Source organism: Arcicella gelida (assembly GCF_034931025.1).
Taxonomy (GTDB): domain Bacteria; phylum Bacteroidota; class Bacteroidia; order Cytophagales; family Spirosomataceae; genus Arcicella; species Arcicella gelida.
On the sequence record NZ_JAYGIL010000005.1, the window covers coordinates 273,778 to 287,016 of the forward strand.

The 13,239-nt window shown below is 35.0% G+C and carries 4 protein-coding genes; 3 read left to right on the forward strand and 1 reads right to left on the reverse strand.

The window, feature by feature from the left end:
• The first annotated feature begins 588 nt into the window (after positions 1 to 588).
• From rpoB to rpoC, 3 genes are all read left to right on the forward strand, one after another.
• On the forward strand, positions 589 to 4,449 hold the full coding sequence (gene rpoB / locus VB776_RS06180) for a DNA-directed RNA polymerase subunit beta (RefSeq protein WP_323327074.1): 3,861 nt from the start codon (positions 589 to 591) through the stop codon (positions 4,447 to 4,449).
• A 77-nt stretch (positions 4,450 to 4,526) separates the two neighbouring features.
• Entirely contained in the window at positions 4,527 to 6,518 is a 1,992-nt protein-coding gene (locus VB776_RS06185; RefSeq protein ID WP_323327076.1) for a glycosyltransferase family protein, read from the forward strand.
• Between the two features lie 52 nt (positions 6,519 to 6,570).
• Entirely contained in the window at positions 6,571 to 10,905 is a 4,335-nt protein-coding gene (gene rpoC, locus VB776_RS06190) for a DNA-directed RNA polymerase subunit beta' (protein WP_323327078.1), read from the forward strand.
• A 247-nt stretch (positions 10,906 to 11,152) separates the two neighbouring features.
• Here the strand turns inward: rpoC and VB776_RS06195 are convergent, their stop codons facing one another.
• Positions 11,153 to 13,081 (reverse strand): hypothetical protein, encoded by a 1,929-nt coding sequence (locus tag VB776_RS06195; RefSeq protein WP_323327080.1) that lies wholly within the window; start codon positions 13,079 to 13,081, stop codon positions 11,153 to 11,155.
• Positions 13,082 to 13,239 lie beyond the last annotated feature (158 nt).

The window sequence follows — 13,239 nt, forward strand, 5'->3', positions numbered from 1 at the left end:
AAAACGAAATAGCACTTCTGATATAAAGAAATTTATTCGAATTTTTTCTATTAGCTGGTAACTTAAGTCTCCAGCTAATAGAAAGTGATATTAATATTTCAAGATAGCCTGAAGCATACAGCATTTTTACAAAAATACTTAACAAAGCCAGAGTTTGTAATGCTTTATATTTATTCTTTGAAGCGAGTAAATAAAATTGAAAAATTCATAAATTTTCTAGTCTAATCCCTTGATAATCAAATTAAAATCTGTACTTTTGCAAGCTAGTTGAAATTCGACGAAATCTCATTGAGTTTTAATAAAGGTAATTATTTCCGAGACACATCCTTTTTTCGTAGGAAGAATGCAAGGGAAATGATTTACTCACTTCTACGAGGCTCCATTTTCGCTTACGCTAATTTGTTGTAAGTCATTGATTTAAAGATTTTTTAGATATGTTTTTAGTAGGAATTGAAAGGTGTTTCAATGCAAAAATTTCTCTTATGATGTTCGATTCTTGAATGTCAAAGATTTTTTTATTGCCCTTACATTTTACCGATTAAGAAATATCAGATTGTAAACTTCAAAACAGTAACAGCCTTGACACAGATGACAAAAACGGGCAGAATTTCTTTTGCCAAAGTCAAAAACTTACTCGAATACCCAGATTTCTTGGATATTCAGGTTAAGTCGTTTCAGGATTTCTTCCAGTTGGAAACCGCAGCGGAGAATCGTACTGACGAAGGTCTTTTCAAAGTATTTGCTGAGAACTTCCCAATTGCCGATTCTCGTGAAAACTTCGTCCTTCACTTTATTGATTACTCAGTAGATCCACCGAAATATTCAGTTGATGAGTGTATCGACCGTGGTCTTACGTATTCAGTACCTTTGAAAGCAAAGTTACGCCTTATCTGTAATGATACAGACAACGAAGATTTCGAAACTATCGAACAGGAAGTGTTCTTAGGAAATATTCCTTACATGACCGAACGTGGTTCATTCGTAATTAATGGTGCTGAACGTGTAATCGTTTCTCAATTACACCGTTCTCCAGGTGTGTTCTTCTCGCAGAGTCGTCACACAAATGGTACGAAATTATATTCAGCTCGTATTATTCCATTCAAAGGTTCTTGGATTGAATTTGCTACAGACGTTAACAACGTAATGTATGCTTATATCGACCGTAAGAAAAAGTTCCCAGTAACGACTCTTTTACGTGCGATTGGTTATGGTTCGGATAAAGACATTTTAGATTTATTCGGTCTTTCAGAAGAAATAAAAGTTGACCGTGCTAATTTGAATAAAGCTGTTGGTCGCCGTTTGGCTGCAAGGGTTTTAAGAACTTGGCAAGAAGATTTCGTAGATGAAGATACAGGTGAAGTAGTGTCTATCGACCGTAACGAAGTATTATTAGAACGTGATTCTACCATTACTTCTGACGACATCGATACAATTATTGATGCTGATTTAGACACAATCATTCTTCATAAAGAAGATATGAACGTGAATGATTACAACATCATTTATAATACTTTACAGAAAGATTCATCGAACTCAGAAAAAGAAGCGGTTGAGCAAATTTACCGTCAGTTGCGTAATACAGAAGCACCTGATGAGCAAACTGCTCGTGATATTATCCAAAACTTGTTCTTCTCTGACAAACGTTATGATTTAGGTGAAGTAGGTCGTTATAGAATTAACAAGAAATTGGGACATGATATTCCGATGGAAACAAAAGTATTAACGAAAGCAGATATTATCTCTATCGTGAAATACTTAATCGGATTGATTAACTCAAAAGCACTCATTGATGATATTGACCACTTGTCTAACCGTCGTGTTCGTACAGTAGGTGAACAATTATATGCACAATTTGGTGTTGGTTTGGCTCGTATGGCTCGTACAATCAAAGAGCGTATGAACGTTCGTGATAACGAAGACTTCAAACCAGTTGATTTGATTAATGCTCGTACACTTTCGTCGGTAATCAACTCATTCTTCGGTACTAACCAGCTTTCACAATTCATGGATCAGACCAACCCATTGGCTGAGATTACGCACAAGCGTCGTCTTTCAGCACTTGGACCAGGTGGTTTATCTCGTGAACGTGCAGGTTTTGAGGTTCGTGACGTTCACTATACGCACTACGGTCGTTTGTGTACGATTGAAACTCCAGAAGGTCCAAACATCGGTTTGATTTCATCACTTTGTGTGCATGCTAAAATTAACTCGATGGGCTTTATCGAAACTCCTTATCGTACGATTGAAGACGGTAAAGTAAAAGTAGATGAAATTACATTCTTTACTGCTGAAGAAGAAGACGGCAAAAACATTGTACAAGCAAATGCTCGTTACGATGAAGATGGCGTATTTACTTCTGACCGTGTAAAAGCTCGTTTTGAAGGTGACTTCCCATTAGTAGATCCTAAAGAGGCTCAATTGATGGATATTGCACCAAACCAAATTGTATCGGTTGCGGCTTCTTTAATTCCTTTCTTGGAACATGATGATGCTAACCGTGCCTTGATGGGTTCAAACATGCAACGTCAGGCTGTACCATTGTTACGTCCTGAAAATCCAATTGTAGGTACTGGTCTTGAAGCAAGCGTTGCTTTAGATTCACGTACTTTAGTTGTTGCTGAAGCTGACGGTGTAATTGAATATGTTGACAGTATCAAAATCGTAGTTAAATACGATATGTCGCCAGAAGAATATTTAGTAAGTTTTGACGGAGATACGAAGGAATATAAATTAATTAAATTCCGTAGAACCAACCAAGATACTACTATCAACTTAAAGCCAATCGTTCGTAAAGGACAGCGAGTTTCAAAAGGACAAGCACTTTGTGAAGGATACGCTACTCAGCAAGGAGAATTAGCATTAGGTCGTAACATGAAAGTGGCCTTCATGCCATGGCAAGGTTACAACTTTGAGGATGCGATTGTAATTTCTGAGAAAGTTGTTCGTGATGATATTTTTACTTCTATTCACATTGAAGAATTTGAATTAGAAGTACGTGATACAAAACGTGGTGAAGAAGAATTAACAGCGGAAATCCCGAACGTAGCAGAAGAAACTGTGAAAAACTTGGATGAAAGCGGTGTAATTCGTGTAGGTTCTGAAGTAAAAGAAGGAGATATCTTGATTGGTAAGATTACACCAAAAGGAGAATCTGACCCAACTCCAGAAGAAAAATTATTACGTGCTATCTTCGGTGATAAAGCAGGTGATGTGAAAGATGCTTCTAAAAAAGCTCCTCCATCATTGAAAGGTGTTGTAATTGATACAAAACTTTTCAGCCGTCCTAAGAAAGATAAAGACGAACGTGAGAAAGCTAAGAAAGAAATCGCTTCTTTATCAAAACAATTATCTAAAGATTTGACTGCCATCCGTGCAATGATGATTGGTAAGATGATTGAATTGTTAGAAGGTAAAATTTCTGGTGGTATCAAACATAAATTCGGAACGGTAATTATTGAAGCAGGAACGAAATTGACAGGTCGTATGATCGAGGAAGCTTTGTTCCCAGCTAAAAACTTATACCGTGACGATAGTTCATATAGCGTTCCTGAAGAAGCTAACTTATTAGCTGACTTAATTCTTGAAAATGCTACTGAAGAATCTGAAATCAACATCTTATTGTTACAAATGGTGAAAAACTATAACGTTCGTCGTAACGAAGTAGTAGGTCGCTACAAACGTGAGAAGTTTGTTTTAGAAGTTGGAGATGAATTACCAGCAGGTATCGTGAAATTAGCGAAAGTATATATCGCTAAAAAACGTAAGTTGAAAGTAGGTGATAAAATGGCGGGTCGTCACGGTAACAAAGGGGTTGTTGCCCGTATCGTTCGTGATGAAGATATGCCATTCTTGGAAGACGGAACGCCAGTAGAAATCGTGTTGAACCCACTTGGGGTACCTTCACGTATGAACATCGGTCAGATTTATGAAACCGTATTAGCATGGGCAGGTGAAAAACTTGGTCGTAAATACGCTTCACCAATCTTTGATGGTGGTACAGAGGCTGAAGTTGCAAAAGAATTAGCAGAAGCAGGCTTACCAGCATGGGGACGTACTTACTTATACAATGGTTTAACAGGAGAAATGTTTGACCAACCAGTAACAGTAGGTATTATCTATATGTTGAAATTAGGTCACTTAGTTGATGATAAAATGCACGCTCGTTCAATCGGACCATACTCATTAATTACACAACAACCATTGGGTGGTAAAGCTCAGTTTGGTGGTCAGCGTTTTGGTGAAATGGAGGTTTGGGCATTAGAAGCATTTGGTGCAGCCAACATCTTGCAAGAAATCTTGACAGTAAAATCTGATGACGTGATTGGTAGAGCAAAAGCCTACGAAGCTATCGTTAAAGGAGAAAGCATGCCAAAACCAGGTATTCCAGAATCATTCAACGTATTGATTCACGAATTAAGAGGTTTAGCATTAGAGATTACTTTAGAGTAAAAATAGATTGGCACACGAGTAATCGTGTGCCAATTAAACGATAAGAAACGTAAAATGTAAAGGTCAATCAGTAATTTATGCGTCAATATTCAAAAAAAACCTTCGTTTGGATTGCTTGGATGTGGATGATTTTTTTTCTGATGCCAACATTTGAAGGTGTTCACGAATATACTAAAGGACTCGACCCCTCTTGGTGTATTGCATTGAAAGTTGCGATTGAAAATAAATTTCGTTTCGGACAAGATTTCTTGTTTACTTACGGTCCTTTGGGCTTTTTAAATACAGGTTATATTCCAAGTGGTTTTGTTTATCAACTCGTTTCTTTTTTAGTTCATTTATTAATACAAGTCGGTTTTGTTGTATTAATTATTGAAATCGTAAAAAAGTCAGCATCAAAAGTGATTGCTTTATTTTTTGCAGGGCTGTGTTTTTTCCCTTATCGTTTTGTAGGAGATTTATCATTTACCTTATTGATTCTTCAAATAGGATTTTTGTTACTCTTTCTTCAAAATAAGAAAATTTACAGTTTAGGCATTGTTACAATCATTACAATTACTGCCTTTTTTATCAAACTGAATTTAAGCCTAGCGATGCTAGTAATATGGTTCAGTTCGTTATTGTTCTTTGTTTTAAGGCGTTATTTAACAATAAAGTTTGCTACAGTTTTAGCAAGTTCGACAATCGTACTAATGCTAATACTGGCATTTATATTACAAACAGATATTTTGATTTACCTGACATCAGGGGTGAAATTGATAGATGGATATATAGATGCACAGGCTGTGATGAACGATATTAATGGAATTAGGCTTGTTTTAGCTTTATTGGCATTATTGGTGATAATATCTCTGTTTCTAGGAATTTGTTGGGATTATCTACCATTCAAAGTGAACAATAAGGAATTAATTGCAGACCGTTTCTATGTGATTTGTTTGATAGCAATGTCTTTGTTTTTGAGTTACAAACAAAGTTTTGCTTCTTTATCATCAACCAATTTATATGGCTTTTTCTTGTTTTTTCCAGTAATGATAGGGTTAATCTTATTGGTTGAAAACAGCAAAAAAATACAGATAAAAGTAATTGTTTTGATACTCTGTAGTCTTTTGTTTAGAAATGCGATCCATTGGTATTGGACGGGTAATTTAAGAGATTACGTATTTTCAGCTTTGCCAACAGCTAAGAAAGACTTAGGTAATTGGCAACACAGAGAATCCACTCTTGAAGGCATCGGTACTTTTATTAGTACTTCTTCGGTAGTAAGGTTTTTTACTCATTCATTTGATGATGAAATCGTTACTTATACCAAAGAAGATGTACTTGAAAGAAGTTTCCCACATTCTGTAAATGAGTATTTGAATAAAGGAACAGTCGATATTTTGCCTTGGGAAATATCTTATATTATGGTTAATAAACTAAAGTATAATCCAAGACCCATTGTGCAAACTTATCAGGCATATTCTGGTTATTTAGATAGTTTGAATGCTCAGAAGTATCAATCTTCAACAGCTCCAGATTATTTATTATATCAGGAATTTCCTTACAGAGAACAGTACTTTTTTTGGGATGAAGACAGAACAAAGTTGAGTATGCTTGCCAATTACAAAGTTGTTGATACGCTTGCCGTCAAACAATCTATAGGTTACGATAGTCTGTTGGTTTTAAAGCAAAATGCGAATAAGAAAACAGTTCAGTTCAATCGGGCGAAAAAAGTTATACTAAAGACTTTTGAAAAGATTGACTTACCTGATTCAAATGAATTACTTTTTGTGAAATTCAACCTGAAATATTCTTTGTTCGGACAAATTACCAGATTAGCTTTTCAACCACCTTATTTGTTTGTAAGCTTTGTTTATGACGATAATCGTGTAGAAAGGTTTAGAGTAATTCCATCAGTATTAAAAGGAGGAGTTATTGCCAATATTAAAGTAAAGAGTTTTTCGGATGCTAGTACCTTTTTTAATACTAAAGGTTTGAAAAACACCAAGATTAAATCAATTCAATTAGATAGTCCTTATCAATGGGGCTTCAGTGATTCTACTGAGATTTCGATTGAAAAAGTGATATTTTAATAGTTTTCATCTGATTGATAATTAATTGAACGTCAATAAAATACATTCTTATATGTCATTCAAAAAGAATAGAAAATTAAACAGTGAGTTCTCTAAGGTAACCATTTCATTGGCGTCACCTGAGTCGATTCTTGAAGGATCACACGGAGAAGTTACTCAACCGGAAACAATCAATTATAGAACTTATAAACCAGAAATGGGTGGTTTGTTCTGTGAGCGTATTTTCGGCCCTACAAAAGACTGGGAATGTCACTGTGGGAAATATAAACGTATTCGTTATAAAGGTATCATCTGCGACCGTTGTGGAGTTGAAGTTACCGAGAAAAAGGTACGTCGTGAGCGTATGGGACACATCGAATTAGTTGTGCCTGTTGCACACATTTGGTACTTCCGTAGCTTACCAAACAAAATTGGTTACTTGTTAGGTCTTTCTACAAAAAAACTTGACCAAGTAATTTATTACGAAAGATACGTAGTTGTTCAAGCTGGGGTAAAAGCTGAAGATGGTGTTAACAAAATGGACTTCTTAACAGAAGACGAATATTTGGACATTATCGACAAATTACCTCGTGAAAACCAATTATTACCAGACGAAGATCCTCAAAAATTCATTGCTAAAATGGGTGCTGAGGCTTTGGATATGTTGTTGAAACGTACTGAATTAGATAACTTATCTTATGATTTACGTCACTCGGCAGCAAATGATACTTCTCAACAACGTAAGGCTGAAGCCTTGAAACGTTTGAAAGTAGTTGAAGCTTTCCGTGAAGCGGGTACTCGTATCGAGAACAAGCCAGAATGGATGGTTATCAAAATGGTACCAGTAATTCCACCAGAATTGCGTCCGCTTGTACCTTTAGATGGTGGTCGTTTTGCGACTTCGGATTTGAACGACCTTTACCGTCGTGTAATTATCCGTAACAACCGTTTGAAGCGTTTGATTGAAATCAAAGCTCCAGAAGTAATCTTGCGTAACGAAAAGCGTATGTTGCAAGAGGCTGTCGATTCATTATTCGATAACTCACGTAAAATCAATGCTGTTCGTTCAGAAGGTAACCGTGCTTTGAAATCACTTTCAGATATGTTGAAAGGTAAGCAAGGACGTTTCCGTCAGAACTTATTGGGTAAACGTGTCGATTACTCTGGTCGTTCGGTAATTGTGGTTGGTCCTGAATTGAAAATGCACGAATGTGGTTTGCCAAAAGATATGGCTGCCGAGCTTTTCAAACCATTTGTTATCAGAAAATTGATTGAAAGAGGTATCGTGAAAACGGTAAAATCTGCCAAGAAAATTGTTGATAGAAAAGACCCTGTAGTGTGGGATATTTTGGAAAACGTAATGAAAGGACACCCTGTTCTTCTAAACCGTGCCCCTACGCTTCACCGTTTGGGTATCCAAGCATTCCAACCTAAATTGATTGAAGGAAAAGCAATCCAATTGCACCCATTAACTTGTACTGCATTCAACGCCGATTTTGATGGTGACCAGATGGCGGTACACGTACCACTTGGACAAGAAGCAATTTTGGAAGCATCTCTTTTAATGTTAGGTTCACACAATATCTTGAACCCAGCCAACGGAGCGCCTATTACTGTACCTTCGCAAGATATGGTTCTTGGTTTATACTACGTAACTAAAGGACGTAGAAATACACCAGAATATGAAGTGAAAGGTGAAGGCATGAAGTTCTACGGTTTCGAAGAAGTTGTAATCGGTATGAACGAAGGTGTTGTTTCTAAACACGCTAATATTGAAGTAAAAGCTCTTGTTCGTAAAGATGATGGTACTTTGGTTTCTGAAATGGTGAAAACTGTAGCAGGTCGTGTATTATTCAACCTTTGCGTTCCTGAAGAAGTAGGATATATCAATGAATTGTTGACTAAAAAGAAATTGCAACAAATCATTGCTACAGTATTTAAAATCTCTGGAGTTGCTCGTACTGCGAAATTCTTAGATGATATTAAAGACTTAGGATACCAAATGGCATTCAAAGGTGGTCTTTCAATGGGTATTGGTGACATCATCGTTCCTGAAGAAAAAGCTGCTTTGGTTGCGCAAGCAAAAGATAGAGTATCTGAAGTAACAGATAACTATTTGATGGGTTTAATTACAGATAACGAACGTTATAACGCTGTAATTGACATTTGGACATCAGTAAACAAGAAAATTACTGATACTTTGATGAATCAAATGGAGAACGACAAACAAGGTTTCAATGCCATCTATATGATGATGCACTCTGGAGCTCGTGGTTCTCGTGAACAGATTCGTCAGTTAGGTGGTATGCGTGGTTTGATGGCGAAACCTCAGAAGAACTTACAAGGTTCAGTTGGTGAAATCATCGAAAACCCAATCCTTTCTAACTTTAAAGAAGGTCTTGACGTACTTGAGTACTTTATCTCTACTCACGGTGCTCGTAAAGGTCTTGCCGATACAGCCTTGAAAACTGCCGATGCGGGTTACTTAACTCGTCGTTTGCATGACGTTGCTCAAGATGTAATCGTAAATGAAGAAGATTGTGGTACTCTAAGAGGTATTCAAACTTCAGCATTGAAAGATAACGAAGAAATCATTGAACCATTATCAGAACGTATCTTGGGTCGTGTTTCTATCCATGATGTGTATGATCCTGTTACTGGTAAATTGTTAATCACAGCAGGTGAAGAAATCAGCGAAGAGGCAGCTCTTTCTGTAGATGATACTGCGATTGATTCAATCGAAATACGTTCGGTATTAACTTGCGAAACTCGTTATGGAGTTTGTGCTAAATGTTATGGACGTAACCTTTCAACAGGTAGAATGGTAAGTATCGGTGAAGCTGTAGGTGTAATTGCATCGCAGTCAATCGGTGAGCCAGGTACGCAGCTTACACTTCGTACATTCCACGTTGGGGGTACTGCTCAAAACGTAACGTTAGATGCAGCTATCAAAGCTAAATTCGACGGTATTATTAAATTTGAAGAGATGCGTACAGTTTCTTCTGTTGACCCAGAAGGTAAACCAGTTGAAATTGTAATGGGTCGTTCAGGTGAGGTTCAAATTTTGAATGCTAATAATCCTCAACAAGTATTTATCGCTAATAACGTTCCTTACGGTTCTTATTTGAGAGTTAAAGACGGACAGACGATTACTAAAGGTGAAGAAATTTGTGCTTGGGATCCATATAATGCTGTAATCTTATCGGAAGTTGAAGGTACTATTCAATTCGATGCTATCGAAGAAAATGTTACTTACAAGGAAGAAGCCGATGAGCAAACAGGTTTGCGTGAGAAGGTAATTATCGAATCTAAAGATAAGACTAAAAACCCTGCAATCTTGGTTGTTGTGAAAGGTGCTGACGAACCAGTAGCTTACAACGTACCAGTAGCGGCACGTTTATCAGTAGAAAACAAAACGAAAATTAAACCGGGACAAATCTTGGCTAAAATTCCTCGTGCTGCTGGTAAAACTCGTGATATTACGGGTGGTCTTCCACGTGTAACGGAATTATTTGAAGCTCGTAACCCATCTAACCCAGCAGTAGTTTCTGAGATTGACGGTGTTATTACTTTAGGAGGTATCAAACGTGGTAACCGTGAAATTTATGTACGTGCTAAAGATGGTGGCGAACGTAAATACTTGGTGCCATTGTCTAAACACATCCTTGTTCAAAATAACGACTTTGTGCGTGCTGGTGTACCACTTTCAGATGGTGCTATTACGCCTTCAGATATTTTGGCTATTAAAGGACCAACTGCTGTACAAGAGTACTTAGTAAATGAAATCCAAGACGTTTACCGTCTGCAAGGTGTGAAGATTAACGATAAGCACATCGAGGCTATCGTTCGTCAGATGATGCAGAAAGTAATCATCGTTGAATCGGGAGATACAATGTTCTTGAACGGACAAAATGTTGACAGATTCTTGTTCCGTGAGGAAAACGATAAAATCATGGATAAGAAAGTAGTAATGGATGCAGGTGATTCTGAGAAAATGAAAGTGGGTATGATTGTTTCTGCTCGTGCTTTACGTGACGAAAACTCTTCATTGAAACGTCGTGATATGAAGATTGTTACAGTACGTGATGCTTCACCAGCGGTTTCTCAACCAAACTTACAAGGTATCACACAAGCATCTTTAGGAACTGACTCATTCATTTCTGCGGCTTCTTTCCAAGAAACAACGAAAGTATTATCTGAAGCATCTATCCGTGCAAAAGCTGATACATTAGATGGCTTGAAAGAAAACGTAATTGTAGGTCACTTGATTCCAGCAGGTACGGGTGTTCGTAAATATGCTGACTATGTGATTACTTCTAAAGAAGAATTACAACAAGTAGAAACAGCTAAAGAAGCCAAAGCCCAAGAAAAGGTTGGAGGTTATCGTAAAGCTCGTTGGATAGTATAATCTGATTTTGTATCAATATAAAAAAAGCCCTTTGATTAATTTCAGAGGGCTTTTTTTTGACTTTTGACTTTAGGATTTTTTTTAAGACTTGAAGACTAAAAGATACAAGACACAAGATTTTGACTTTAAGATTTTGTTCCTCGGGGTCTCTGACTTCGTGGGTTAGATATTTAGAAAGGAAGAGATTTGAATTACGAGATGCTTTACTCGCTAATCCTAATTTTGTTACTGTCTTGTCACTACCAATCTATATTATGTTTTGATTATCTATGTCGTCATCTATTTTTAAAAGTGTCAAAATAATTATCTTAATTAGTTTATAATAATCAGCTATATGATCCTTCTCAGAAAGACTATTTGTTCCGTGTAGATATTTATTTCTAAGATCAAATCCATTTGTAAATTCTTTTTTATTGAGGTAATAATTTAAATAGTTTATTTCTTGTTTTGTAAATAAAGTATTCTCTGTAATTACTAATCCTTTCACAATTAGTTCGTCAATTTCATCTCTTATATTCTTATGATAATTCCAATAACTAATAACTTCTTTCTTGTGAAACTCACCAATTATATAAATCAAAATGTGATTATTTAAAACTACGTCTTTCTCGTTATTAACTACTAAATAATTATCTCTTATCAGGCTTTCAATTGTTTCTTTCTGATAATTTTCAAAATATTCGAATTTCACATTTTCATTTGTTAATAAATCATATAAGTTATCGTATTTATCTTTGAAATGTTCTATATAATATAAACCACTTTGGTCTGAGAAGAAAAAATATTTAAGTTTAAGAATTAATTCATGATTTGAATAGCAATATTTTTTTTCTTTTAAACTATATATTTCGCTAAATCTTGTTGCTGATGAGTCTATCTGAAGTAGTTCTAAGTCTATAACTTTTTCGTCAACAAAAAATTTAAACTGTTTGAGTAAAAATTCGAAAGCAGGTGCAACATTTCTTATTTTTTCTAAATAACTAGTTTTGGTTGATACAATTTGGAATAATATTTTATGTGGTTTAATTTTATTATTGATAAAATCAATGTAAGAATTAATTAATGACTCAATGCTATTGTCTTTTCTATGTAAATATTGTTTATAAACAAACAACATTAAACTTGCTAAGTTTTCCTTTCTGTGAAAGGAAAAACCAGTTACATATTCATTCTTAGACTTCATAGATACCCTTTCTAAAACACTCAATTCACTTTGCTTACTAACCAATGCAATTAAGTTTGTTTGGTCGACATAGCAGAATAGAAACTTGAAAATTAAAAATAAATTTATATTGTCTGAGAATTGGTCTATAAACTTTTCACTGAATGATATTACTTCTAAATCTGTATTCTCATAACTATATTTAACGGGTTCAATTTGTTCCTTAGAAAATGAAATACTGATTCCTATTTCCCAAGAATTCTCATTTTTTAAAATTTTGTTGCTTAGCTCTTCTGATTTTTGTTTTGCTTTTAATCTTGTTTTCGCATTTATTTTAAATTCACTGGTGTCTTTTGAATTTTTTATTAGTCTAACATAATTTAAATTAGGTTCTTTAGTATTTAAGAAATCATTTATTATCTGTTCTTTGTCTTCTAAACTTAGACTTTTGGGAAAGTAATAGGTCTCTTTGTTAATAACATTGCCTTTTTCTTCTGTATTTGAAAGTATAATTTTAGCAGAATTATCATAGGTCATTAAAAACGCTCTAACTGCTTTATCAAATTTCTCAACTAATCTCTTTTCTTTAAGAATATTGTAAATTTGCTGTTGATTTTTTTTGAGTAACTCAGCAAATACTTTCTCACTAATGTTTTTATAAATATTTAAATTATTAACCAAACTCCAAAAATCATCGTAGTATTCATATTCTAATTGGTTTAATTCACTTTCTAATGTGGTATCATCAATTATTAACAATCTGTCTTTGAGTTTTTTAAAAACTTGTTCAATTATTTTGATATACAGCTGTTTTTCTTGCCCATTCCATTTTACTAGAAATAATTGATTATCGAAGTATTTCTTAATATTATAAAATTCAAATAAGTCTAATAGAGTTAATTCATGTTCTTGATTGTAATTTTCAAACAGATTCTCTGCTTTTGAGAGTTCATACCCAGTTGCTAAGTTTTCTTTAGAATAAAATTTAATTCTATGTCTTTGAATTTCTGTCATTAGTAGAGTCAGGGATTAAATAGTTGTTAATGTTCAAGCGACACTATCCCTAATTTTGTGTAAGTTGTTTTTTGTATTGATTATTTGTTTTTGATTCTTTGGTCAAAAATAAGGTAAAATTGGTTGATAATAATTCCCCAGTTATGAATGGGTTTAGT